The sequence below is a fragment of the Variovorax sp. J22G73 genome (genome assembly GCF_030317035.1).
GTDB lineage: Bacteria > Pseudomonadota > Gammaproteobacteria > Burkholderiales > Burkholderiaceae_C > Variovorax.
On the sequence record NZ_JASZYK010000024.1, the window covers coordinates 17,718 to 42,414 of the forward strand.

Below are 24,697 nucleotides of genomic sequence, written 5' to 3' on the forward strand. Positions count from 1 at the left end.
AATGCGTGGGGAGAATGCGCGGGGATCCGCGGGGAAGACGCCGCGCCGGCACCAGGCCGCGCGCCGCTCCCACTTAAACTGGTTGAACGGGCGGCAGTGTACCGAGGTGGTCTTGGTGAACCTCCGCGCCAGCACCCCACTCCACACACCGATGCCGACGTCCGTCGCTCCCCCCTCGCTGTCCGCCGGCCTGCCGGCGCGCCCCCCGTGGCGGGCGCTGGCCGGGCTGACGCTGGTGGTGGCGCTGGCGCACCTGCTGTTGCTGGGACTGGCGCCGATGGCGATGGGCCCGGAGCCCTCGCCGCTGGCGAACAAGTTCATCACCCGGACCATCGTGATCGCGCCGCCGGCGGCCGAAAAAGCCGCAGCAGCACCCGCGGCCACGCCGGTGGAAGCCCGGCCGGCAGCGCCACCGAAGCCGCGTCGCCCGCGCGCGCCCTCGGTGCCCAAGCCAAAGCCGCAGCCCACCCAAGCCCCCCAGGTCGCGCCCACGCCGGAGCCGGCACCCGACGCGTCCATGCCCGCCCCGCCGGACACGCCCGACCTGACGGCGCAGGCCGCTCCCGATTCAGGAGCAAGCGCACCCGAAGCGCCCGCCAGCGCCGCAGCTGGCGGTGCTGGCGGTGCTGCCGGCGCGACCACGGCGGCCGGCGGCACAGGCGACGGCTCGCCCGGCAGCACCGCCGGCGCCGCGAGCCCCACCTCCGGCAACATCGCCGGCACGCAGTCGTTGCGCATCCCGGGCTCGGTCAAGCTGTCGTTCGCGGCCACCGGCCAGCGCGGCGCCTCGCCGATGCAGGGCGTGTTCGGCACGCTCGAATGGCTTCAGGACGGCAGCACCTACGACGCGCGGCTCACGCTCAAGCTGTTGTTCGCCACCATCCTCAGCCAGCACAGCGCGGGGCGCATCGGCCCCTCGGGCATCGAGCCCGAGCGCTATTCGGAGAGCCGCAAGGGCGAAGTGGCGGCGCATTTCGCGCGCGAGCAGGGCCAGATCGTCTTCAGCAACAACGCCCCGCCGGTGCCGCTGCTGCCCGGCGCGCAAGACCGGCTGAGCGTGGTGATGCAGCTCGGCGGCCTGCTGGCGGGCGACCCGGCACGCTACCCCGGCGGCAGCCAGATCACCGTGCAGACCGCCGGCACGCGCGAGGCCGGCACCTGGGTGTTCAACATCGAGAACGAAGAAAAAGTGACCGTGCAGGCCGGCGAATACACCGTGCGCAAGCTCACGCGCAGCCCGCGAAAAGACTTCGACGTGAAGCTCGAGGTCTGGCTCGCACCGGCATTGGGCTACCTGCCCGTACGGATCAAACAGACACAGCCCAACGGCGACTTCGCCGACATGGAATTGCGCGAATCCCTGCCTGCGGGGCCCACGAACTGAGGACAAAGTCACATCATCGAGGTCAAAAGCAGAAATTAACCCGTTGGTTCTACAAAAGGACAACCTGTCTTGAAACTGGCGCGTTGATTGCTATCTAACCCCCATGAACGCCATCGACATCCTTACAGGGCCCGCCATGAACATGCTTTATGACTCGGAGTCTTTCGTCGTCGTGCACGTGCAGCCCCATGAAGGCGACGAGCCGGCACAGCCCAATGTGCCGGTCCTGGAGCGCCACGGCTTCGAAATCGTGGACAAGCGCTCGGGCAAGGAGGTGTACCTCGACGGCTCCTGGGCCGAACTGTTCCAGCAGCAGATCGCGGCCTGGCAGCTCAACACCCCCACCCAGGAAGAAGTGGAAGACACGCTCGAAGGCTACGCCGAGCTGGCCCACACGCCGGTGCTGGTGCACTGAGCCACTGACCGGTTCCAGTTCACGCGTTCCGGTCCTCTTCCGGCAAAACTTCCGGCAACAAAAAGCGCCCCGCGGGGCGCTTTTTGCATTCAACGCGCCGTCTTCAGCGGTAGATCCACTTGAACATCGGCCCCACCAGCAGCAACACCGCCACCAGCCGGCACACCTGAAACGCGGTGACCACCGGCACGCCCAGCTGCAGCACCTTGGCCGTGATCGACATCTCGGCGATGCCGCCCGGCGAGGTGCCCAGGATCATCGTGGCCGGGTGAAGCCCCGTGGCCCAGGCCAGCAGCCAGGCCACGCCGCCGCACAACACCAGCATGCCGACGGTGCCCAGCGTGACCGAACCCAGCCAGCGCGGCGCGGTGTGCAGGAACTCGCGGCTGAAGCGCACGCCCAGGCTCACCGCGATCACCAGCTGCGCGGTGTTCGACATCCAGCCCGGCACCGCCGACAGCGACACCCCCGCCACCGTGAAGCCCATGGCCACCAGCAGCGGCCCCATGAACCAGGGGTTGGTGCGCTTCAGCGCGCGCATCGCGAGGCCGCCGACGCCGGTCGCCACCGCCAGCAGCGCCAGGCCGCCCAGGTTCACTTCGCGCGCACCGGGCGGGTTGATTTCCAGGCCGTGCAGGCCGCTCCACTGCATGGCGAACGGAATCGTCACCGTCACCACCACCAGCCGCAGGCTGTGCGCGGCGGCCACGAGGTCGGTGCGCGCGCCGGCCGATTCGGCCATCAGCGTCATCTCCGAGGCACCGCCGATGGCGCCCGCGAAGTAAGTCGTGGCTCTCATGGATTTCGCCGGCACATGCGGCATGCGCGCGGCGTGCATGCCGTGCAGCCAGCGCCCGAAACCCCAGCCCAGCAGCAGCGCCCATGCGATGGCCAGCAAGATCGCCCACCACACGCCGGCCACCAGCGACACCACGTGCGGCGTGAAGTACAGGCCCAGCGCGGTGCCGATGGTCCATTGCCCCGCGTTGCGCAGCGGCGTGTGGCTGGCCGTGGGCGCGCCGGCGATCGAGGCCAGCGACACCGCGAGCAGCGGACCGATCATCCAGGGCAGCGGCGTGCGAAGCGCTAGGCACACGCCCGCGGCGGCCAGCGCCAGCAACAGCGTGGCCAGCACGCGAACAATGAAACGGGAAGACACGAACAGAAGAAAACAGAAGGAAGCGGGGTCTCGCCAACAGCGAACAGCGCGGACAGGTCGGACAGCAAGAAGCGGATTTGGACGGCACGGCAGGCGCGCGCGGCGAGCATAGTATGGCGCGATGCCTCCTTCACACTGGCCCGCTCGGGCTCCCCGGTTCCTGTTCCCCTTGCTGGCGGTCGCCGCCGTGGCTGCCATCGCGGGCTGCGGCGTTTTCCAGCCGGGCGCTGATGCGCCAGATGCTCCCAACGCTCCGATAGCGCGCCGCATCGCCGCGCTGCAGCCCGTCGACGCCCTGCTGCTCGGCGAACAGCACGACGCCCCCGAGCACCACGTGATCGAGCGCGAAGCCGTCGAGGCGCTCGCCACGCGCGGCCAGCTCGCCGCGCTGGCGCTCGAGATGGCCGAAGAAGGCCGCGGCACCGCCCATGTGGCGCCCACCGCCACCGAGGCGCAGGTGCAGGCCGCGCTCGACTGGAGCGACAAGGCCTGGCCCTGGGCCAGCTACGGCCCGGCGGTGATGGCCGCCGTGCGCGCCGGCGTGCCGGTGGTCGGCGCCAACCTGCCGCGGGCCCGCATGAAAGACGCCATGGCCGACGTCTCGCTCGACGCCCAGCTCAGCGGCGAGGCCTACACCGCGCAGCAGGAGGCCGTGCGCGAAGGCCACTGCCGGATGCTGCCCGAGTCGCAGATCCTACCGATGACGCGCATCCAGGTCGGGCGCGACCGTGCGATGGCGCAAGCCATCGTCAAGGCGCGCAAGCCGGGGCAGACCGTGCTGCTGATCGCCGGAGCGGGCCACGTGGTGCGCACGCTGGGCGTGCCGCAGCACCTGCCCGACGACATCAAGGTCGCCACCGTGCGCCTCATGGCGGCACCGGCCACCGCCGAGGTGGTGCCCGGCGAATACGACAAGACGTGGCGCACGCCGCCGCTGCCCGAGAAGGACTACTGCGCCGAGCTCAAGCGCCCGGTCAAAGCGCAACCCGCAGCGCAACCCAAAAGCTGAGCCCCATGAAAAAAGCCGCGGGCCCGAAGACCCGCGGCTTGGCGAAGCGGCTGCCGCTCAGCGCGCCGAGATCGTCGACACCGCCGAGTTGCCGGTGGCCGATGCGGTGATCTGGTTGCCCGTGGTACGCAGCGTGCTGTTGCCCACCGCCCCCGAGATGCCAACCCCGAAGTTCACGCTCGTCACCGTGGCCGTCACCGCGCCGGTGTTGACCTGGTAGTTGCCGATGGCCGCGCTCGGCGTGCCGGTGTTCAACGCGGTCTGGGTCACGCGGTTGGTCGCGCTGTTGCCGACCGCCTGCGCGGCCAGCGTGTTGCCCGTGACACCGACCGTGCCGCCCGACACGCCTGCGCCCGTGCCGTTCAGCGCCACCTGGTAGCTGCCGCCCGTGCTGCTTGCCGACACCGCGCCGCTGTTGACCTGGCTGTTCAGCACCGCCGCGCTCGCCCCCACGTTCAGCGCCAGCGGCCCGCCCAGGCTCGACGAACCCACCGTGGCCGCCGCGCCGTAGCCGCTGCCGCCGCTGGACTCGAGCACGTTGGTCGCCGCGTTGCCGCGCGCCAGGGCGGCGGTGGTGTTGCCGTCGATGGAAACACTGCCGCCGTTCAGCGGCGCCGGGCCCGCGAGCGTCACGCCCGCTGCCGTGGTGGCCGAAGCCGTCACGCCCGCTGCGCTTTGCTGCACGTTCGCGATGCCGGCGCTGGCGCCCTGCGTTGCGCCGCTCGCCACCGTCAGCGTGTTGGTCGCGCGGTTGGCCGAGGCCTCGGCGAAGGTGCTGTTGCCCGACACCGTGACGGCGCCGTTGTTCAGCCCCTGCGTGCCGGCCACGGCGCGGTCGTCGTTGTAGATCGTCGTTGCGGCCGTGCTGCTGACCGTGGCGGCGGGGTTGCCGACCGTCTGGCGGTTCGACAGCACATGGTCGCCGGTGGCTGTGACAAGGCCCGCGCCGGTGTCCAGCGTGGCCGAGCCCGCGCTGCCGAGCGGCTGCGTGTTGGCCGCGCTCACGCCCAGCGTGTTGGTCGCGTCGTTGGTCACGGCCAGCGCGGTGTTGCTGTTGCCCGAAAGGCGCACCGTCGAGTCCCGCGACGCGGCCGGCGCGAACAGCTCGAGCGTGGACGACGCCGTGACCGGTGCCGTGCCCGACTGCGACGACTGCAGCGCCGAGCGCGCTCCCACGTTCGCCCCGGCCAGCGCCACGCTGTTGAGCGCGGTGTTGGCCACCGCCTTGGCGCTCTGGCTGTTGCCGGACACGTTCAGCGTCGAGCCGCTCACCGACGACAGCGCGGCGGTGTCGACGCCCACGCTGCCGGTCGCCGTGGCCGACACCGCGCCGGTGCCCTGCTGCACGTTGGCCAGCGCCTGGTCGGCCAGCACCAGCACCTGCGAGCCCGGCAGCGCGGTGGCCGCGGCCGTCGGCAGCAGGCCGCCGCTCAGGGTGTTGCCCTTCACGTCGATGCTGTTGGTCGCGGCGCTGCCGGTGGCGGCCACGGTGTTGCTGTTGCCCTGCAAGGTGGCGCTGCTGCCGTTCAGCGCGTTGGCGCCGGTGAGCGTCAGCCGGGCCACGCTGTTGCCGCTGGCGCTGACCACCGCGTTGCTGTCCTGCGCGTTCAGCACCGCGACGGTGGCCGACTGCGAGGCGCCGCCGCTCAGCGACGCCGCGTTGGTCGCGCGGTTGGCCGAGGCCTCCGCGTAGGTCGCGTTGCCCGTGATGGCAAAGCTGCTGTTCACCAGCCCCGCGTTGGCGGGCGCCGCACGGTCTTCGTTGTAGAGCGCGGTGTCCGCCGTGGTGGTGACCGAACCGCCGGCCGACTGGATGTTCGCCAGCACCTGGCCGCCGATGGCAAGGCTGGCGCCGGGCACAGGCCCTTGCAGCACGACCGCCGGAATGCCGAAGCCGCCCGCGCCCGAGGTGCCGCCCGCCACCGCCACCGTGTTGCTCACGTCGTTGATCACGCCGAGCGCGGTGTTGCTGTTCTTGGCGATGCTCACCGACGAGCCCGACACGGACGCCGGCGCGAAGGCCTGCGTGAACGAGCGCGACACCACCGCCGCCGCGCTGCCCTGCGCGGACAGCAGCGCGGAGCGGGCCGCGACGTCGGTGCCGGCCAGCGACACCGCGTTGCTCGCGGTGTTGGCCACGGCCTTGGCGCTTTGCGCGTTGTTCGACACGCTCAGCGTCGCGCCGCCGATGGCCGCGCCGGGCATGGTGTCCACGCCGAAGGCCGCCGCCACCTTCGAAGACACCGTGGTGCCGGTCACCAGCTGGATGTTCGACAGCGCGTGGTCCGCCACCGCGCCCGCCACGCCGCCGATGCTGGCCGCGCCGCCAATGGGCAACCCGTTGCCCACCGCCACGCTGTTGCCCTTCACGTCGATGCGGTTGGCCGCGGCGTTGCCGGTGGCCGAGCCGGCGGCGGCATTGCCGTCGACGCTGACCTTCGAGTCCTGCAGGCTCGCCCCGCCGAGCACCACCTGCACGCCGTCCTTGTTGGCGAGACCGCCGGATTCCTGCCCGGTCTGCGACGTGACCGAGGCGCTGGTGAGCTGCAGGTTCTGCACCGCGGTGGTGGTGGCGACGCCGACGCCGTCCACGCTCACGCCGTTGGCCGCGCTGTTGCTGGTGGCGCCGGCCACCGTGGTGTTGCCGCTGGCGTCCACCTTCGAGCCGGCGATGTTGCCGTCGACCGTGGTGCGCACTTCGGGCCCGCCGGTGCGCATCGCCAGGACCTCGCCCTGGCCCGACTGCGCGTTCTGCACGCTGAAGGCCGCGTTGGTGTTCAGCGTGGTGCCCGTGAGCGTGGCGCCCGTCAGCCCGAAGCCGGCGGTGTCGATGGTGTTGCCCTTCACCGCCACGGTGTTGCCCGTGGCGCGGCTGCCGTAGGCCAGTGCCTGCGCCGTGTTGCCCGAGCTCGACACGGTGCTGTCGGTGAGCGCGCCCGTGACCGCGGTGCGCACCACCGTGCCGCCTTCGGCCCTGGCCGAGATGACAGTGCCGTTGCCCGCCACCGCCTGCGTGTTGGTGACGTTGGCCACCGAGGCGTTCGCGCCGCTCAGGTTGTTGATGTTCAGCGTCACGCCGCTGGCCGCGTCGTTGCCGTAGGTGGCGGCCACCAGGGCGTTGCGGTCGTTCGCCACGCCGGCGTCGGACACGCTGCCGGCCACGGTCACCGAGAGCGTGTTGGACCCGACGGCGGCGGTGTTGATGTTGGTTGCCACCGACTGGTCGTTGAGCACGCCGTAGGCCGCGCGCACCGTGGGCAATGCCGCGGCGTTGTTGTCGAACGGCAGCCCGCTCGCAAGGTTGACCGACACGCTGGAGGCCGCGCCGGCTGCCGGCGTGGCGCTCACGTTGCCCGCCGTCACGCCCAGGCTGTTGCCCGCCGTGTTGCCGTAGGCGATGGCGCGCTGCAGGTTGTCGGTGAGCGAGGCAGAGCCGCCCTGCAGGTTGCCGTTCACCGCGATGCGTGCCTCGGGGGTGGACAGCCCCGCGCCGACGCCCGAGTTGGCGTCGGCCGTCTGCACGCTCGCGATGCCCGCGCCGGTGCCCACCGCGTTGCCCGACAGCGTGAGCGTGTTGGTCGCGCCGTTGCCCAGCGCCACTGCTTCCTGCCGGTTGAGGGTGAGCGACAGCGTGCTGTCCGCCACGGGTGCGCCGCCGCCGTTGGCAGTCAGCCAGACCTGCGAGCCCTGGTTGATGGCCGCCACGCCGCCGTCGTACAGGCCCTGCAGGTTGCTCAGCGTGGCCGCGCCGCCGGCGGAGACGCGGCCGTCGGAAGCAGCACCACCCGAAAGCAGCGCGTTGCCGTTGCCCAGGGCCACGGTGCCGGCCGCCAGCGACAGCCCCTGCGTCACCTGGTTGCCCTGCGCCGTGGCGGCCACGGTGTTGCCCGACACCTTGACCGCGGCGCCGTTGGTGCCGCCGGTGCCCACCGGTGCCTCGCCGGTCTGCGCGGCGATGACCGAGGGCATGACGTAGGCCGTCAGCGGCGCCTGGTAGTTGGCCTGCTGGTTCGCCACGGCGGCGGTGCCGCCGAACGAGGCCGCGTTGCCGCCCGTGGAAATGGCGCTCGACGCGGTGTTGCCGGTGGCGTCGGCCGTGATGCTGTTGCCCACGAGCGTCACAGGCGCGCCCTGGCTCGACTGCACGCCCGCCAAGATGGCAGCGCCCTTGGTTTGCGCGAACGTCGTCACGCCGAGGTTGCCCTGGCTGTTGAGGATGGCCAGGTCGGCGTTCACGCTGCTGGTCAGGCCCACGCCGTTGTGCGTGCTGTTGTTGGCCGCCGTGGCCGCGGTGCCCGAGCCCGCCACGCTCACGCCGTCGACCACGATGCGGTTGCCCGCCGTGCCGGCGGTGGCGCCCAGCGCCTCGTTGCCGGTGGCCGCGCTGGAAATCACGTTGCCCTGCACCGACAGCGACCCCGTCAGCGTGTTGGCGCCACCCGCAGGCGCGCCGCTCACGATGCCCAGCACCACCGACTTATCGTTGATTGCCTGGTGCATGACACCGACGATGCCGTTGCCGTTCGCCTGCAGGTTGGCGACCACCGCCGAGCCCGCGAAGGCGGGCGCGCCGCCCGGCTGGATCTCGGCCGTGTTGGTCGCGGTGTTGGCCTTGAGCACGGCGGAAATCGAGTTGCGGTCGAGCGCCGCCTGCACGGTCAGGGGGCTGAGCGTGTTGGTCGTCAGCACCAGGTCGACCAGGCTGTTCTGCACCAGCGCGCCCGAGCTGGCGCCGGTGGCCGACTGCAGCGTGGTCACCACGATGTTGCCCTTGGCGTCGAACAGCGGCACGCCCGCCGGGTAGGTCAGCACCGAGGTGCCGGCTTGCGCCGCGCCGCTGGCCGAGGCCGTGCCCGACACCACCGAGCTGCCGCGGTTGAGCGTGGTCGATGCCGAGATGGTGTTGTCCGCGTTCACCACGCTGCCGCTTTGCAGCACGGCCGACTCCTGCAGCAGGTGGGTGTCGATCACGTTGGCGTTGATGACGCCGGTGTTCGAAGACACGCCCAGCGTCGCGGCGTTGTCCACCGGCAGCGGCGTCAGCGGCTGGATCGCGTTGGCGAAGCTGTTGCCCGTGGCGGTGGCGCCGACCAGGTTGCCGGCGGTGGCGGCGGCCACGGGGTTGGGCACGCCCGGCGTGCCGACCGAGGTGGTGCCGACGGTGGCGCTGGTGACGGTGGCCGTCACGTTGGCTGCGTTGGTGTTGCCCGAGTTCACCGTCGGCGTACCGGTTACCGTGCCGTGGTAGGCGGCGTCGACCGAGGTCTCGGCGGCCTGCGCGCCGCTGCTGGCAATCAACGCCATCGCCACGGCCGAGCCGATGCGGCTGCGGCTGAACATGGGCGCGCGTGCGGCCCGGCTTTGGATCTTGCGTGCTTTCATTGCGTGACTCCTGGATATGAGGAAACGGACGGGGTGAAAAACTGGAATGCCTGCGCGGGTTCAACCGCCCTTGGCGGATGCGTCTGGCGACGAGGCGGAAGCGGAGGGGGAAGCGGTGGGGGAAGCGGTGGAAGAGGAAGCTGTAGAAGATGCAGACGAGGCAGCAGGCGCGGCGCCCACCACCGGGCTGCCCACGCGCAGCTTGGCGATCTCCTGCAGGCCCGGGCCGTCGCGGTGGATCGACGTGTCGGCCGCGTCGGGCCGCCAGGTGACGCTGATGGCGCCCGGCGGCACGCCGCGGTTGGCCAGCGCCGAGGTCACGGCGGCAATGCGCTGGTCGGTGAGCTCGTCGCGCTTGCGGGCGTCCCAGTTCTCGGTGTCGCGCGCCACCAGCACGATGTCGGTCGCGCCCTTCTTGGCGGCGCCTGCGATCTGGTCGATCAGCGCGAGCGAGCTGCCTCCTAGCGTGGTGGCGCCGAAGTCGAAGGCCACCTGCGTGGCGCTGCCCGTGAGCCGCGCGCCGCCGGCGCCGGTGGCGTTGACGGCCACGTTGCCCTGCGCCACGGGCGAGGCCGCCGCAGCGCCGCCCACGGTGGCGTCGGTGGGGTTGTCGACCTTGCGCAGCTCGGCGGCGGGCACCATCGGAATCTGCTCGCCGCCGCCGGGGCGCATCGTCATGCAGGGCCGGTGGTCGACCTGCGTCACGGCCGCCATGAGCCGCACCACGCCTTCTTCGAGCGCGGCGCGCACGCCCATCTGCACCGGCTCCTGGCCCTTGGCGCCGATGTCCACGTCGTACAGCTTGCTGCCGAAGAAGCGGAACACGTTCAGGCCCACTTCGTAGCCGTTGAACTGCTTGGTGAGGCTCACCGTGCGCACCACCATCAGCGACTTGGTGTCGACGATGCGCAGGTCCACGCTCACCGACTGGCTGAAGGTGCGCGCCTTCACGCCCACCTGGTTCACCGCGACCTCGGCGCCGCCGGAGTTGATGTTGTAGTTCAGCTCGGTGATGCCGCCGACGATGAAGTAGTCGGACTTGTTGATGGTGCCGCCGAAGTACGGCAGCCACGGCACGTTCTGCCCGCCGTTGGGTCCGCCCACCTGGTGGGCGCGCCCGTCTCCGAGCTGCCGGCGGTCGGCGTAGGCGAGCTCGCGCTCGGCGATCACGGGGTCGAAGCGCTCGGCGATGCTCACCGCGCCGCCGAGCTTGCCGAGCGCCGAATACACCATCAGCGCGCCGCCCTGCGTGATGGCGTTGCCTTCGTTGATGCTGTACTTGCCGGTGTAGTCCTTCACGTCGCCCACGCCGATGACGATGGGCGGGCGGCGCGTGGCGGCGACGTGGTCGGCGTAGCAGGCGAGCACCGCCTCCATGGGCGTGACGTTGTCGCGCACCGCCGGGCCGAGCACCACGGGCGCTTCGCCCGGGGCGAAGCGCTGCTGCGGCGCGGCGACGCAGCCGGCGAGCACGGCAACCGCCGCGGCGGCCAGTGCGGCCAGGGAAAGGGAACGTGGGGTGTGCATGGTGCGTGCCCTGTTCAATTGAGCACGCCGAACGCGCATGCCGAACTGCCGCCCACGCTGGCGGTCTGCGCGCCGGCGTTGCCTTGCGTGGAGTTCAGCGCCTGGTTGGCCGCGCCCTGCACCTGCGTGCTGGTGCCGCCGATGACGGCCGAGCCGACCGCGCCGGCGTTGGCCTGCGAGGTGCCCACCGTGGCGCCGCCGAGCGCGCCCACGGCGGTGCGGCTGTCGTTGCCCGACGCGTCGGAGCGCGCCCCCGCGTTCGACGGCGAGTTGGCCACCGTGCTGTTGTTGCCGTCGTTGCCGGTGGAGGTGGCCGAGACGTTGCAGTTGTACTGGCGCCCGATGTTCGTGTTGTAGACCGGCGCCGCGTAGTAGCCGCTTTTCTGCTTGCGCACCATGTCCTGCACCGCGGCCTGGTTGACCTTGTCGGTGCTGGTCTGGAACTGCCACGACGTGTTCTCGCCCACGTTGTTGGCGCGCGCCAGCGGCACCGCGCTCGCAAGGGCCAGGGAAAACGCAAAGGCAAGCGCAAGCCTCGGCGCGGCATGGGGCGCGGGGCGATTGCGGTGGCGCCGGGACGTGGGGTCGCCGACGGAAAGAACGACGCGAGGCATGGCAGCTCCTTTCGAAAAACCGCACTTTTCGAAACCGAAAGTGCTACGTTTAGCGACTGGATGCTAGGGAGGGGGCCCCGCCGTCGGAATCCCGAGAACCGGTGGAATTGAGGGGGTCTACCCCAATGCCGGAGCCACCGGATCCGGTGGATCGCGCACAAAAAAACGGCGGGGAGCGACGCGCCGTCGCTCCCCGCCGTTCATGATTTTCAGCCGCTCAGGCGTGCGCCTTGATGGAATCGGCCAGCGTGTTCACCAGCGTGTCGATGTGCGACTTTTCGACGATGTACGGCGGCGCGATGACCAGCACGTCGCCCGCGGCGCGCACCAGCGCGCCCTTGTGGAAGCAGTCCAGGAAGATGTCGTAGGCACGCTTGCCCGGCAGGCCCGCGATGGGCGCGAGCTCCACCGCCGCGGCAAGGCCCAGGCTGCGGATGCTGATGACGTTGGGCAGCCCCTTGAACGCGCTGTGGAAGGCGTCGCCCAGCACCTTGCCCATTTCGCCGGCGCGCGAGAACAGCTGCTCCTGCTTGAACAGGTCGAGCGTGGCGACCGCGGCGGCGCAGGCCACCGGATGGCCCGAGTAGGTGTAGCCGTGGAAGAACTCGACCACGTGCTCGGGCGCGTCGGTCTTCATCATCGCGTCGTAGAGCTTGTCGCGGCAGATCACGCCGCCCAGCGGAATCACGCCGTTGGTCACGCACTTGGCGAAGTTCAGCATGTCGGGCACCACGCCGAAGTAGTCCGACGCGAAGTTGCTGCCCATGCGCCCGAAGCCGGTGATGACCTCGTCGAAGATCAGCAGGATGCCGTGCTTGTCGCAGATTTCGCGCAGGCGCTTCAGGTAGCCCTTGGGCGGCAGGTACCAGCCGGCCGAACCGGCCACCGGCTCCACGATGATGGCGGCCACGTTGCTCGGGTCGTGCAGCGGCAGGATGCGCGTCTCGAGCTCGACCAGCGGGTCTTCGGCCCACACCGGTTCCTCGTTGTGGATGTAGGCGTGGTTCACCGGGTCGTGAATGAAGCGCATGTGGTCCACGCGCGGCAGGAAGGCCGAGCCGAACACCTTGCGGTTGCCCGGAATGCCGCCCACCGACATGCCGCCGAAGCCCACGCCGTGGTAGCCCTTCTCGCGGCCGATGAACACGTTGCGGTGGCCCTCGCCGCGCGCGCGGTGGTAGGCCAGCGCCACCTTCATCGACGTGTCGGCGGCTTCCGAACCCGAGTTGCAGAACAGCACCTTGTTCAGGTCGCCCGGGGCGAGCGCGGCGATGCGCTCGGCGGCCTCGAAGGCGCGGTCGTTGCTCACCTGGAAGGCGGTGGCGTAGTCGAGCGTGTCGAGCTGCTTCTTGATGGCCTCGTTGATGGGCTTGCGGTTGTGGCCCGCGCCCACGCACCACAGCGAGGAGATGCCGTCGATCACTTTCTTGCCGTCGTGCGTGGTGAACTCCATGCCGTCGGCGGCGACGAAGACGCGCGGGTCTTTTCGGAAATGACGGTTGGGGGTAAAGGGCAACCACTGGTTGTCCATGTTGAAGTCCTGATGGGCCATGTCTCGCTCCTGCGGGTATGTGGTGGACGAAAATCGCGATTCTGGCACCCCTGCCACAATCACGCCCCTGATGACGACCACTACGCCTTCCTCACCCGCCTACATCCTCACCCTCTCGTGCCCCGACCGGACGGGCATCGTGCACGCCGTGTCGGGCTTCCTGCTCGAGCGCGGCGCCAACATCGAAGAGGCCGCCCAGTACAACGACCACGGCACCGGCCTGTTCTTCATGCGGGTGCGCTTTGCCTGCGTCGAGCACAGCGAGGCGGTGCTGCGCGAGGAACTGAAGGGCTTTGCCGCAGGCTTCGGCATGAGCCTGCAGCTGCATGCCGCCGCCGAGCCGATGAAGACGGTGATCCTGGTGAGCAAGGAAGGCCATTGCCTGAACGACCTGCTGTTCCGCTGGAAGAGCGGGCTGCTGGCCATCGACGTGCGCGCCATCATCTCGAACCACCGCGACTTCTACCAGCTGGCCGCCAGCTACAACGTGCCCTTCCATCACATTCCGATGACGGCCGCGACCAAGGCGCAGGCCGAGGCCAAGGAGCTGGAGATCATCGAGGCCGAGGGCGCCGAGCTGGTGGTGCTGGCGCGCTACATGCAGATCCTGAGCAACGACCTGTGCCGCAACCTGGCCGGGCGCGCCATCAACATTCACCATTCGTTCCTGCCCAGCTTCAAGGGCGCCAAGCCTTACTACCAGGCGCACGACCGCGGCGTGAAGCTCATCGGTGCCACCGCCCACTACGTGACGGCCGACCTCGACGAGGGGCCGATCATCGAGCAGGACGTGGCCCGCGCCGACCACACCGACACGGTCGAAGACCTCACGGCCCGCGGCCGCGACACCGAGAGCCAGGTGCTGGCGCGCGCGGTGAAATGGCACAGCGAGCACCGCGTGGTGCTGAACGGGCACCGCACGGTCGTCTTCCGCTGAGGGCAGGGCGCATGTAAGCGGGTGTAGCATCCGGCGCCCAGGAGCCGCTCGGCGCTCCTGCAAAGCCCATCGATGAGACACCTGCCGCACCTCGCCCTTTCCTTCGCGCTCGCCGTCGGCCTCACGGCGCTGACGATTTCCAACGCTTCGGCCCAAGCCTCCTCGGCCCCGGCACAGCTGACACAGCTGGCGCCACTGGCGCCAGACGCCCTCTTCGCCCGTGTCTCGCCCGCTGTCTGGGTGCTCCAGGCCAGCGACGCCCAGGGCAAGGTGCTCGCCGTCGGCACCGCCGTGGCCACCGGCACGGGCAGCGCGGTAACAAGCTGCCAACTGCTCGCCAAGGCCGCGAGCGTGACGCTCAAGCGCGACAACGTGAGCTATGGCGCGACGCTGGAGTTTCCGGACGCCGAGCGCGACCTCTGCCAGCTTCGCGTTCCCAACCTCCCCGGCCCGCCCCTGGCCCTCGCGCCCGCGGGCTCGCTGCAGGTCGGCATGCCGCTGTACACCGTGGGTTCGCCCCGCGGCAGGGAACTGACGCTGGGCATCGGCATGCTGGCCGGGCTGCGGCGCGGCAACGCGGGCCAATTGGAAGCCCTGCAGCTCAACACCGCACCGGCGGCCGGCATGGGCGGCGCCGGCCTGTTCGACGCGCAGGGTCGGCTGGCCGGGCTGGTCAGCGCGGCTTCCATCGTGACGGGGTCCGCGGAACTGGCAATGCCCGCGTCATGGATCGCCGAATTGCCGACACGCGGCCGGGTGGCCGTCGAGCGCATGGCGGCGTTGCCCCCATCTGCGTCATCCGCTGGCGCATCGGTCGCGCGGCCGAGCGTGGTCGAGTACCGGCTGCTCGACCGGCTGACCGGCATGTCGCGCCAGGTCGTCTACCGCGCGGACGCGAGTCCCCCGGACGGAGCGCTCAGCTTCAACAACGGTGGCTGGGTGGAAAAGCCCGGCGGCGAGGTCGTGGGCGTCACCACCGCCATCGCCGGGGAGTTCGACGCGGTGATGCCGCCCGGCGGCTGGGCCGGCGAAATCCTCAAGCAGAAGACGGTGTGGAGCACGCGCTACAGCTCGGTGCTCGGCGGTATGCGCGTGAACATGGACCTCAACGCCGTGGCGGCGGACAACACCACCCTCGCGGTGGCGGGCCGCAACCTGAACGTCGTGCGCATCGAGTACCGGGGCTTCACCCAGCGCTTCGCGAATGCGGGCGCCGTGGTGGGCAACCAGTACGGCCACTACCGGGCCGATGCCTGGTTCTCACCCGAACTGGGCCGCGTCGTGCGCTTCGAGGTGCAGACGCGTGGCGGCTCCCTGACCGGTGTCTTCCACATCAACGAAGTCCTCGAGCTCGTCGACATTCGCTAGAGGACTTCGCGGGGGTGCGGCGCCAGTTGTGGCGCCAGTTGCAGTGTCAGTCGCAGCGTCAGTTGCGGTAGGGGTTGTTCGGCCGGCGGTCGTAGCGGTTCGGCACGCCGTCGCCGTCACGGTCCCAGCGGCCGGCGCTGTACTGCCAGCGGCCGCCGTCCTGGCGCCACTCCGGCGCGCGGTAGGCGTAGCCCGGGCGTTCGCGCACCCACACGCCGCCCACCCAGGCGTGGCGGCCACCACGCCATTCATAGTGGCCCGGCGCCCACACGTAGCCGCGGCGCGGCGGCGGCACGCGTTCGAAGCGCGGCGGCGGCGGAGCGACCTGGATGACCACAGGCTGGGCCTGCGCGGTCGTGGGAACGGTCATTGCACCCACCGACAGCAGCGAAGCAGCGCCGATGGAAAAAGCCAATGCGATTGTTTTCATGAAGGACTCCTCATGAGTTGTTGGAGGAGCCTTCATGCTGCCGAGCCCATGTGAACCGCCTGTAAGCGGGGCGCGAAGTCTTGTGTAAAGCTGTTTCGCACGCCGACGGCTCCCAACGACCTCCGACGGCGCTCTCCTCACGCCGCGCGAGCCCTCACTCCTGCAGTTCCTTCAGGTCGACGGCCGCGCTCATCGCCGCGTGCCCGGCCTTGTTGGGATGCAGGTGGTCGCCCTTGTCGAACTGCGGGTTGAGCGCCTGCGGATCGGCCGGATCGCGCAGCGCGGCATCGAAGTCGATCACGCCGTCGACGTCCTGCAGGTTGCGTATCCACCGGTTGACGGCGTTGCGCATGGCCTCGTTGCCCTCGTTGAAATAGGGCGTGTTCTTGAACGGCGGCACCGTGCCGATCAGCACCTTCACACCCTTGGCGCGCGCCTGCTTGACCAGCTGGGCCAGCCCCTCGGTGATGCGCTCGGCGGTCGGCATGTCGCGCGGCGCCACCGCCAGGCCCGGCAGGCCCGCGAGCACGCTGCGGCCGATGTCATTGGTGCCCATCAGCACGATGACGTGGGTCACGCTGCTCTGCGCCAGCGCGTCGCGTGCAAAGCGCGACAGGCCGCTCGGGCCGATGCCGTCGAGCAGGAGGCGGTTGCCGCCGATGCCCGTGTTGACCACGGTCACCTCCTGCGGTGCCTCGGGGCTGTCGCGCAGGCGCGTGGCCAGCAGGTCGGGGTAGGCGCCTTCGCCGGTCTCGCCGCTGCCCGCGGTGATGGAGTCGCCGAAGGTCACCACCGTGCGCACCGGCTTCGACGTCAGCACGTCCAGCCCCGTGACGATGTGGTTGATGCCCTGCGCGGTGGCGTCGCGCAGCTTGGGCGTCGCGACCGCGTTGCCGTGCACCACCCAGCTGGTGTCGCTCGAGCGCATGTGCACGGTGGCCGCGGGCGTGTTGCCGTCGAAGAACGCGCTGACCGTCACGTTCTGCCCGGCCTCGATCTTCAGGTCCACGCCGTCGCTCCAGGCATCGGCGCCGGGCGCGATAGTGAGGCTGGAGCGCCCGCCGAACTGCAGGATCCGCAACGAGATGGGCGAGATAGCGTCCGCGCCGGTGCTGCGCGCCACGCTCGCTGCCGCGATGCGCATCGGCACCTTGCCGAAGCGGTTCGAAAAGCGGATGCGGATGTGCTCGCCATCGAGCGTGGGCTCCAGCAGCTGCCGCAAGGTCTGCGCCTTGAACGCGTTGCCGGTGAGCCCTGGCAATTGCCCCATGCCCGGAACCGCGGCCAGCTCACGAAAGTCCAGCGGCGCCACCGCCCATGCGGCCACCCAGTGCGCCTCCGCCGGCTGCTTGGGCGCACCGCTCTCGGTGGGAACGGCATGCACGCCCACGGCCAGCGCCGCCAGGCAAAAAGCGGCCACCCAATGCGCGAGAGCAACCTCGCGCAGGCGGGCGAGCCAACTGGAAACCGATTTCATTTAGGCAAAAACGACTAAGTTTAGGCAGCTCCTTTGTCCTTTGCGTGACCGGGTCTAGTTGCGTGGTTACCAAGTGTCGACGTAGGGCGTGACCGGCTGCCGCGCCCGCGTGGCGGACTCCAGGCCGCGCACCAACCAGGTGCGCGTGTCCGCCGGATCGATGACCGCGTCGATCTCCAGCGTCTGCGCCATGTGGATCGCCTCGCCATTGGCGTACTGCTGCGCCACCAGCTGCTTGAACAGCGCGTCGCGCTCCGCGCCTTCGGCCACAGCCGCGAGTTCCTTGCGGAAACCCAGCCGCACGGCGCCTTCGAGGCCCATCGCGCCGAATTCGCCGGTCGGCCAGGCCACGGTGAACACCGGCGCGTCGAAGCCGCCCGCCGTCATGGCCTGCGCGCCCAGGCCGTAGCCCTTGCGCAGCACCACAGCGAAGAAGGGCACGCGCAGGTGCGACGCCACCATGAACATGCGGCACACATGGCGCACCTGCGCCTGCGCCTCGACCTCGGGGCCGACCATGAAGCCGGGCGTGTCGCACAGCGACACCAGGGGCAGCCCGTGCGCATTGCACAGCTGCATGAAGCGAGCGGACTTGTCGGCCGCCTCCACGTCGATGGCACCGCCCAGGTGGTGCGGGTTGTTGGCCATCAGGCCGACCGGGCGGCCCTCGATGCGCGCCAGCGCGGTGACGATGCCCGCGCCGAAACCCGCGCGCAGCTCCAGCAGCGAGCCCGTGTCGGCCACGCCGCGCATCGCCGCGCGCACGTCGTACACGCGCAGCCGGTTCTCCGGCACCACGTGGCGCAGCGTGCGCGGGTCGGCGCATTGCCAGTCGGTGGTCGCGCCCTGGAAGTACGACAGGTACTGCCTGGCCGCGGCCACGGCGGCGGCCTCGTCTTCCACCAGGATGTCGATCACGCCGTTGCGCGACTGCACGCTGCTCGGGCCGATCTGCTCGGGCGCGAAGGTGCCCAGCCCGCCTCCTTCGATCATGGCGGGCCCGCTCATGCCGATGTTGCTGCCCTTGGTGGCGATGATGACGTCGGCGCAGCCCAGCAGCGCCGCGTTGCCCGCGAAGCAGCGGCCGTGCACGATGCCCACCACCGGCACCTTGCCCGACAGCGCCGCGAACTGGCTGAAGGTGTGGTTGTTCAGGCCCGCCACGATGGGCATGTCGGTGTCGCCCGGCCGGCCGCCGCCGCCCTCGGCGAACAGCACCACCGGCAGCTTCAGCTGGTGCGCCACCGCCAGCAGGCGGTCGGTCTTGTGGTGGTTGCGCATGCCCTGCGTGCCGGCCAGCACCGTGTAGTCGTAGGCCAGCACGGCGCAGCGCGACACCTCGGGGCCGAACTGCTTCGCGTTGATGCTGCCCAGGCCGGTGACCATGCCGTCGGCGGGCGTGTTGGCAATCAGGTCTTCGAGCGTGCGGCGGCGCGTTTGCGCGGCGATGGCGAGCGCGCCGTACTCGATGAAGTTGCCGGGGTTGCTGGCGGTGTCGCACAGGTCGGCGATGTTCTCGCGCGCGGTGCGCCCGCCTTGCGCGTGGCGCTTGTCGACGGCCGCCTTGCGGTTGATGTCGAGCGTGGGCGCGTGGCGGTCGATGACCTTGCGCAGGTCGGGGCGCACCGCATCGAGATCGTGCGTGGTGCGCGCCTCGGCCTCGACGGCGTGCGCATCGACCGCCTCCAGCTGCACCAGCGACTGGCGTTCGACGAGGTAGTCGCCCGGCGCGGCCAGCAGCGCGACCACGCGGCCCGCCACGGGGGCGTGCAGCAGGTGCTCCATCTTCATGGCCTCCAGCACGCCGAGTTGCGCGCCGGCGGGCAGCACGTCGCCCACCTCGACCTCGAACTGCACGAGGCGCGCGGGCATCGGCGCTTTCACGGTGAGCTCGTCCGAGCCGTCGTCAGCAACCACGACAGAGGCGACATTGGCGACAGGCGCCGCCATCGTCTTCTTCGCTTGCTTGTCGAGCGCGGCCGCCGCCGCCAGCAGGTCGCCCAGGTGCGCCTCCACGAAGCGCGTGTGCACCGCCTGCGTCGCGAACTCGGGGCGCGCCGCAATCGCGCGCAGCAGCGACAGGTTGGTGGCGATGCCCTCGATGTGGCATTCGTCCAGCGCGCGCAGCGAGCGGCGCAGCGCGTCTTCGAAACGCGGCGACGGCGACTGCACGATGAGCTTGGCCAGCAGCGTGTCGTAGTGTGGCGAAGGCGCCAGGCCCGCGTAGCCGTGCGTGTCGACGCGCACGCCGGGGCCCGAAGGCAGGTCGAAGCGCGCGAGCGTGCCGCCGGACGGCCGCGCGTTGCCTTGCGCGTCGAGCGTCTCGGCGTTGATGCGCCACTGCAGCGCAAAGCCGCGCTGCGACGCGGTGCGGTCGGCCTGCACGCCAAGGTCCGCCAGCGAGCGGCCCGCGGCCACTTCGACCTGCAGCTGCACCAGGTCGAGCCCGGTCACCGCCTCGGTCACCGTGTGCTCCACCTGCAGGCGCGGGTTGGCCTCGATGAACACGAAGGGCAGGCTCGTCGATGCCGCGTCGACCAGAAATTCGAAGGTGCCGAGGCCGCGATAGCCCACCGCCTTCGCCATGCGCAGCGCCGCCTGCGTGACCTGCGCGCGCAGGGCCTCGGGCAGCGACGGGCTCGGCGCGATCTCGACCAGCTTCTGAAAGCGCCGCTGCAGCGTGCACTCGCGCTCGCCCAGGCTGGCGACCGCCGTGCCATCGCCCAGCACCTGCACCTCGATGTGCCGCGCATTGCGCATCAGGCGCTCCACGTACACGCCCTCGATGCCGAAGGCCGCCCTGGCTTCGGACATGCAGCGCGCATGCGCCTCGGGCAGCGCCTGCGCGTCGAGCACCGCGCGCATGCCGCGCCCGCCGCCGCCGCCGATGGCCTTGACCATCACGCCCGCGCCCTGCGCGTGCTGCTCGGCGAAGAAGGCCTGCGCCTGCGCGAGCGTGACCGCGCCCGCGCTGCCCGGCATCACCGGCACCTCGCACTGCGTGGCCAGCGCGCGTGCGCGCGCCTTGTCGCCGAACAGGCCGAGCTGCTCGGGCGTGGGGCCGATGAACACGAGGCCGGCGTCCGCGCAGGCCTGCGCGAAATCGGCGCGCTCGCTGAGGAACCCGTAGCCGGGGTGCACCGCGTCGCAGCCTTGCGCACGGGCAATGGCGATGAGCGCGGCAACGTCGAGGTAGGCCGCGGGCCCGGTCGCGTCGAGCGCGACGGCGGTGTCGGCCAGCTGCGCGTGCAGGGCCGCGGCGTCGTCGCGCGCATGCACGGCCACGCTGGCAATGCCCAGGTCGCGCAGCGCGCGCACCAGGCGAACGGCGATCTCGCCGCGGTTGGCAATCAGGACTTTGGAGAACAAACGAAACCTCTCAGCTTGGGTCTTTGAGCAGGCGACGCAGCACCTTGCCCGCGCCCGTGGTGGGCAATGCATCGATGAAGCTCACGGCGCGCGGCGCCTTGTAGCTGGCCATGTTGTCGCGCGCCCAGGCCACGAGCGCATCGGCCTCGAGCGTGGCGCCGGGCTTGCGCACGATGAAGGCCTTCACGACCTCGCCCTTCTCGGCATCGGGCTGCGCAATGACGGCCGCCTGCGCCACCGCGGGGTGCTTGATGAGAATGGTCTCGACCTCTTCGGGGAACACGCTGTAGCCCGAGACCTTGATCATTTCCTTGAAGCGGCCGATGAAGGTGAGGTAGCCGTCGGCGTCGAGCTTGCCCATGTCGCCGGTGTGCACCCAGCCGTTGCGCAAGGTGGCGGCGGTGGCCTCGGGCTTGTTCCAGTAGCCCTTGAACACGCCCTTGCTGGTGAGCACGATCTCGCCGACCTCGCCCGCGGGCAGGTCGGCCTGGGTGTCAGCGTCGACGATGCGGATCGTCACGCCCGGCACCGCGATGCCCTGCGTGCCCCAGCGCGGCGCGTGGTGCGGCGTGTAGGTGTCGCAGGTGTGGGTTTCGCTCAGGCCGTAGGCGGCCTCGAAGGACGTGCAGTTCGGCGCATGCGAGCGCCACTGCCGTGCCAGCGGCTCGGTGAAGGTGATGCCGAAGCTGGTCACCGGGTTCATCTGCAGGCTCGACAAGTCGAAGCCGGCGATGTCGGGCACCTGCATGCAGGCCACGTTCATCGGCGCGATGCTGTACCACCAGCTCACCTTGCAGGCGGCAATGGCCTGCAGCACCGTGCGCGGGTCGAAGCGGTGCAGCAGCACCGACGTGGCGCCGCTGAGCACCGGCACGTTCACGCCCATCAGCATGCCGGCGATGTGGTACAGCGGCGCGATGGACAGCAGCACGTCCGCCGGGCCCACGCCGTTGCAGTCGGCCGCGGCGCGCGTCTTGAAGAGCGCGTTGCCGTAGCTCAGCATCGCGCCCTTGGGCAGGCCCGTGGTGCCCGAGGTGTAGGTCATGAGCGCGATGTCGTCCATGTCGATGGCGACGGGCTGCGGCCTGGCGTCGGACTGCATCGCGGCGAGGAAGTCTTCACAGCCTTCGACGCCTTCACAACCTTCGGGAAGGGTGCGCTCGCCCTTGCGTTCCGCTGCAAGCTCCGCAGGCAGGTCGAGCGAAGGCTCCGCGGGCAGCAGGTCGGCGTAGTGCACCACGAACACATGCTCGAGCGCGCTTTCGGGCTGCACCTTGCGCACCACCGGCAGCAGCGCGGCGGCCGCGACGATCACGCGCGCCTTCAGGTCGTTGACCTGGTAGGCCAGCTCGTGCTCCTTGTTCAACGGGCCGCTCGGGCAGACGATGGCGCCGATCTTCTGGATGCCGAAGTGCGCCACCAGGTACTGCGGGCAGTTGTTCAAAAAGAGCACCACGGGCTCGCCCTTCTTCACGCCCAGCGCCTGCAGGCGCGCGGCGAAGGCGTCGCTCGCGCGGTCGAGCTGGGCCCAGCTCATGGCGTGGCCGTACCAGACGCAGGCGGCGCTGTCGGCGCGTTCGCGCGCGTGGCCGCGCAGGTATTCGTGCAGCGGCTGCTCGGGGCGCGGTGGCAGTTCGCGCAGGTGCTGCGCGGCGGGCTTGGTTGTCTCCATGGCGTCACTTTCTCAGGGTTATCGATAGCCGCCCATGCAGGGCGGGCGCTTGCCAATGCCGCATGGTGCACGAACAATCCTACCCATGGGTATAACTTCCGCGACACGGCACAAACCCTCTGGAGACCAGAGCGACGCAACGACACAGCCCCACCTGCCGCAGGGCACCGGCCGCCAGCGCGCGGCCACGCAGAGCACCGACGTGCAGCGCGAGCGCATCCTGCAGGCGGCCGCGCAGCTCTTCGCGGCGCAGGGCTACGCCAACACCACCATGGCGCAGATCGTGCGCGCGCTGGGCGTGACCAAGCCCTTCGTGTACTACTACTTCCGCGACAAGCAGGAGATCTTCGAAACGCTGTCGTGGCGCCCCGCGGTCGACTGCTTCACCGCGCTCGACTTCGCGGCCGACGACCCGCGCCGCGCCAGCGAGAAGGTGCTCGAGGGCCTGGAGCGACTGATACGCGCCACCATCACGCACCACCCCTGCGCCTTCTTCGCGTACCGCGAGCCGCAGGTGTACCGGCCCGAGTACATCGCGGCGCAGAAAAAGCTCGCGCACCACTTCTACGACCTGCTGTGCCCGCTGCTCGAAGAAGCGCGGCGCGACGGCGACCTCGACTTTGCGGAAACCAAGATCACCGCGCTCGCGGCCTGCAGCCTGCCCGGCTTCCTGTACAGCTGGTACCGCCCCGGCGGCCGGCTCTCGCCCGACGAGGTCGCGGCCGAACTGACGAAGCTCGCCAGCCGCGTGATCGGGCTGCAAGCGAAGAACTGACCGATCACCATCCCCGGAGACACACCATGAAGTTGAAGAATGCGCCCCTGGCGCGGATCGCCCTTGCCTGCCTGGTCGCCACCATGGCCACGGCCAACCCGGCCCAAGCCCAGACTCAGGCCCCGCAGCAGACCTACAAGATCGCCTACATCGACCCGCTCTCGGGCCCCTTCGCCAACGTCGGCGAGCTCATGCTGATGCACACGCAGTACGCCATCGAGGACATCAACGCCAAGGGCGGCGTGCTGGGCGGCACCAAGCTGCAGCTGCTGCAGTTCGACAGCAAGCTCTCGGCGCAGGAGAGCCAGAGCGCGCTGCAGGCGGCCATCGACCAGGGTGCGAAGGCCATCGTGACGGGCGGCTCGGGCTCCTCGGTGGTCACGGCGCTGGTGCAGTCGGTGGCGCGCTGGAACCAGCGCAACCCGGGCCGCGAACTGATCGTGCTGAACCACTCGTCCATCGACCCCGAGATGACGGGCAAGGCCTGCAGCTTCTGGCACTTCCAGACCGAGGCCAACACGGCGATGAAGATGAAGGCGCTGGCCAACTACATCAAGAAGACGCCGGAAGTGAAGAAGGTGTACCTGCTCAACCAGGACTATGCGCACGGCAAGCAGTGGGCCAGCTACGGCCGCCAGCTGGTGGGCCTGGCGCGCCCCGACATCCAGTTCGTGGGCGAGACGCTGCACCCTATCGGCCGCGTGAAAGACTTCGCGCCCTACATCGCGAACGTGAAGCAGAGCGGCGCCGATTCGGTCATCACCGGCAACTGGGGCCAGGACATGACGCTGCTGCTGAAGGCGGCGGGCGACGCGGGCTACAACCTGCGCTACTTCAACCACAGCGCGGGCTCGGTGCCGGGCACGGTCACGGCGGTGTCGCAGGCCAAGCTGGGGCAGCTGACGTGGGTGGCGGAATGGCACCCGGGCGAGACCGACACGCCGAAGGTCGACGCGCTGGCCAAGGCCTACAAGGCGAAGACGGGCAAGGACTTTCTGGCGCCGCGCATCGACATGACGCCGCGCCTGCTGGCCGCCGCGATCAACAAGGCGGGCAGCACCGACACGGTGAAGGTGGCGCACGCGCTCGAAGACCTGAACTTCGACTCGGTGGTGGGGCCGGTGCGCATGCGCGGCGAAGACCACCAGCTGCTGTTGCCACAGGTGGTCAACACCATTGCGCCGGTGGACGGCAAGACGGTGAAGGTCGGCTGGGAAGGCACGAACTATGGCTTTCGCACGGACGCGATCTACACGGGGAACGAGCTGGCACAGGGCACTGACTGCAAGATGGTTCGTCCCTGATTTTTGTTCTGTCCCTGTTCCGGGCGCTCTTGTTCGGGACGGGTGCGAAGGCCGCCGGGTACTCCCCTCCGCGAATGTCCCCCGGCCTGCGGCCTCCTCCTTTATTTCGCTGCGGGGAGTACCCGACGCCCTGCTCACCTGGGCACGCTGCCGGTGCTCCGCTGATCAAGCACCGCAGCGCATGACGATCACGACGGCGCGGTGCCCCTTTGCGAGAAATGAATGCAAAGGGACTTCTCGCTTCCTGGTCACGGTATCGAGTACCAAGATTGATGTGCGAAGTCAATCTGAAACCTTTGGAAGGAGAAGCCCCATGAACGAGA

The 24,697-nt window shown here is 70.0% G+C and carries 16 protein-coding genes; 7 read left to right on the forward strand and 9 right to left on the reverse strand.

Annotated elements, in window-relative coordinates; genetic code table 11:
- The first annotated feature begins 151 nt into the window (after window positions 1-151).
- Window positions 152-1,384 (forward strand): DUF3108 domain-containing protein, encoded by a 1,233-nt coding sequence (locus QTI51_RS38410; protein WP_116914341.1) that lies wholly within the window; start codon window positions 152-154, stop codon window positions 1,382-1,384.
- 103 nt (window positions 1,385-1,487) lie between these two features.
- On the forward strand, window positions 1,488-1,799 hold the full coding sequence (locus tag QTI51_RS38415) for a BTH_I0359 family protein (protein ID WP_116914342.1): 312 nt from the start codon (window positions 1,488-1,490) through the stop codon (window positions 1,797-1,799).
- 103 nt (window positions 1,800-1,902) lie between these two features.
- Here QTI51_RS38415 and QTI51_RS38420 read toward each other — a convergent pair whose 3' ends face one another.
- On the reverse strand, window positions 1,903-2,958 hold the full coding sequence (locus QTI51_RS38420; RefSeq protein WP_116914343.1) for an AbrB family transcriptional regulator: 1,056 nt from the start codon (window positions 2,956-2,958) through the stop codon (window positions 1,903-1,905).
- Between the two features lie 121 nt (window positions 2,959-3,079).
- Here QTI51_RS38420 and QTI51_RS38425 point away from each other — a divergent pair, with 121 nt between their 5' ends.
- The gene (locus QTI51_RS38425) at window positions 3,080-3,967 is read left to right on the forward strand and encodes a ChaN family lipoprotein (protein WP_116914344.1); all 888 of its coding nucleotides are present in this window, start codon (window positions 3,080-3,082) and stop codon (window positions 3,965-3,967) included.
- Between the two features lie 57 nt (window positions 3,968-4,024).
- On the opposite strand, the gene QTI51_RS38430 is transcribed toward QTI51_RS38425, so the two are convergent.
- The 4 genes from QTI51_RS38430 to aptA form a co-directional block, all read right to left on the reverse strand.
- On the reverse strand, window positions 4,025-9,349 hold the full coding sequence (locus QTI51_RS38430) for a beta strand repeat-containing protein (protein ID WP_165840579.1): 5,325 nt from the start codon (window positions 9,347-9,349) through the stop codon (window positions 4,025-4,027).
- A gap of 60 nt (window positions 9,350-9,409) precedes the next feature.
- Window positions 9,410-10,876: a CsgG/HfaB family protein gene (locus tag QTI51_RS38435; protein WP_116914345.1), complete on the reverse strand. Its 1,467-nt coding sequence runs from the start codon at window positions 10,874-10,876 to the stop codon at window positions 9,410-9,412.
- 14 nt (window positions 10,877-10,890) lie between these two features.
- On the reverse strand, window positions 10,891-11,490 hold the full coding sequence (locus QTI51_RS38440; RefSeq protein WP_286518397.1) for a hypothetical protein: 600 nt from the start codon (window positions 11,488-11,490) through the stop codon (window positions 10,891-10,893).
- Between the two features lie 217 nt (window positions 11,491-11,707).
- Window positions 11,708-13,042: an omega-aminotransferase AptA gene (aptA, locus tag QTI51_RS38445; RefSeq protein WP_116914347.1), complete on the reverse strand. Its 1,335-nt coding sequence runs from the start codon at window positions 13,040-13,042 to the stop codon at window positions 11,708-11,710.
- Between the two features lie 70 nt (window positions 13,043-13,112).
- On the opposite strand from aptA, the gene purU reads away from it, so the two are divergent.
- Both purU and QTI51_RS38455 read left to right on the forward strand, forming a co-directional pair.
- The gene (gene purU, locus QTI51_RS38450; RefSeq protein WP_116914348.1) at window positions 13,113-13,979 is read left to right on the forward strand and encodes a formyltetrahydrofolate deformylase; all 867 of its coding nucleotides are present in this window, start codon (window positions 13,113-13,115) and stop codon (window positions 13,977-13,979) included.
- A 72-nt stretch (window positions 13,980-14,051) separates the two neighbouring features.
- Window positions 14,052-15,347, forward strand: a complete 1,296-nt coding sequence (locus QTI51_RS38455; protein ID WP_286547719.1) for a S1 family peptidase — start codon at window positions 14,052-14,054, stop codon at window positions 15,345-15,347.
- A 58-nt stretch (window positions 15,348-15,405) separates the two neighbouring features.
- On the opposite strand, the gene QTI51_RS38460 is transcribed toward QTI51_RS38455, so the two are convergent.
- The 4 genes from QTI51_RS38460 to QTI51_RS38475 form a co-directional block, all read right to left on the reverse strand.
- Window positions 15,406-15,777 carry a YXWGXW repeat-containing protein gene (locus tag QTI51_RS38460; RefSeq protein WP_116914350.1) on the reverse strand — a complete coding sequence of 124 codons (372 nt, stop codon included), beginning with the start codon at window positions 15,775-15,777 and terminating at the stop codon, window positions 15,406-15,408.
- Between the two features lie 154 nt (window positions 15,778-15,931).
- Window positions 15,932-17,254 (reverse strand): SGNH/GDSL hydrolase family protein, encoded by a 1,323-nt coding sequence (locus QTI51_RS38465; RefSeq protein ID WP_116914351.1) that lies wholly within the window; start codon window positions 17,252-17,254, stop codon window positions 15,932-15,934.
- 66 nt (window positions 17,255-17,320) lie between these two features.
- Window positions 17,321-20,623 (reverse strand): carboxyl transferase domain-containing protein, encoded by a 3,303-nt coding sequence (locus QTI51_RS38470; RefSeq protein WP_286518395.1) that lies wholly within the window; start codon window positions 20,621-20,623, stop codon window positions 17,321-17,323.
- A gap of 10 nt (window positions 20,624-20,633) precedes the next feature.
- Window positions 20,634-22,295, reverse strand: coding sequence for an AMP-binding protein (locus QTI51_RS38475; protein WP_286518393.1), 1,662 nt, complete (start codon window positions 22,293-22,295; stop codon window positions 20,634-20,636).
- Between the two features lie 85 nt (window positions 22,296-22,380).
- Here QTI51_RS38475 and QTI51_RS38480 point away from each other — a divergent pair, with 85 nt between their 5' ends.
- Together QTI51_RS38480 and QTI51_RS38485 are read left to right on the forward strand one after the other, a co-directional pair.
- A complete protein-coding gene (locus tag QTI51_RS38480) occupies window positions 22,381-23,070 on the forward strand; it encodes a TetR/AcrR family transcriptional regulator (protein WP_116914353.1) in 690 nt (229 codons plus the stop codon).
- A 26-nt stretch (window positions 23,071-23,096) separates the two neighbouring features.
- A complete protein-coding gene (locus QTI51_RS38485) occupies window positions 23,097-24,374 on the forward strand; it encodes a branched-chain amino acid ABC transporter substrate-binding protein (RefSeq protein WP_116914354.1) in 1,278 nt (425 codons plus the stop codon).
- The last annotated feature ends 323 nt before the right edge of the window (window positions 24,375-24,697 follow it).

Bases quoted from the DNA above. Each gene is read 5' to 3' on its own strand.
- aptA (WP_116914347.1), bottom strand. From the start codon at position 13,042: ATGGCCCATCAGGACTTCAACATGGACAACCAGTGGTTGCCCTTTACC.
- QTI51_RS38425 (WP_116914344.1), top strand. From the start codon at position 3,080: ATGCCTCCTTCACACTGGCCCGCTCGGGCTCCCCGGTTCCTGTTCCCC.
- QTI51_RS38435 (WP_116914345.1), bottom strand. From the start codon at position 10,876: ATGCACACCCCACGTTCCCTTTCCCTGGCCGCACTGGCCGCCGCGGCG.
- QTI51_RS38475 (WP_286518393.1), bottom strand. From the start codon at position 22,295: ATGGAGACAACCAAGCCCGCCGCGCAGCACCTGCGCGAACTGCCACCG.
- QTI51_RS38430 (WP_165840579.1), bottom strand. From the start codon at position 9,349: ATGAAAGCACGCAAGATCCAAAGCCGGGCCGCACGCGCGCCCATGTTC.
- QTI51_RS38415 (WP_116914342.1), top strand. From the start codon at position 1,488: ATGAACGCCATCGACATCCTTACAGGGCCCGCCATGAACATGCTTTAT.
- QTI51_RS38455 (WP_286547719.1), top strand. From the start codon at position 14,052: ATGAGACACCTGCCGCACCTCGCCCTTTCCTTCGCGCTCGCCGTCGGC.
- QTI51_RS38485 (WP_116914354.1), top strand. From the start codon at position 23,097: ATGAAGTTGAAGAATGCGCCCCTGGCGCGGATCGCCCTTGCCTGCCTG.
- QTI51_RS38440 (WP_286518397.1), bottom strand. From the start codon at position 11,490: ATGCCTCGCGTCGTTCTTTCCGTCGGCGACCCCACGTCCCGGCGCCAC.
- QTI51_RS38460 (WP_116914350.1), bottom strand. From the start codon at position 15,777: ATGAAAACAATCGCATTGGCTTTTTCCATCGGCGCTGCTTCGCTGCTG.
- QTI51_RS38465 (WP_116914351.1), bottom strand. From the start codon at position 17,254: ATGAAATCGGTTTCCAGTTGGCTCGCCCGCCTGCGCGAGGTTGCTCTC.
- purU (WP_116914348.1), top strand. From the start codon at position 13,113: ATGACGACCACTACGCCTTCCTCACCCGCCTACATCCTCACCCTCTCG.
- QTI51_RS38410 (WP_116914341.1), top strand. From the start codon at position 152: ATGCCGACGTCCGTCGCTCCCCCCTCGCTGTCCGCCGGCCTGCCGGCG.
- QTI51_RS38480 (WP_116914353.1), top strand. From the start codon at position 22,381: ATGGGTATAACTTCCGCGACACGGCACAAACCCTCTGGAGACCAGAGC.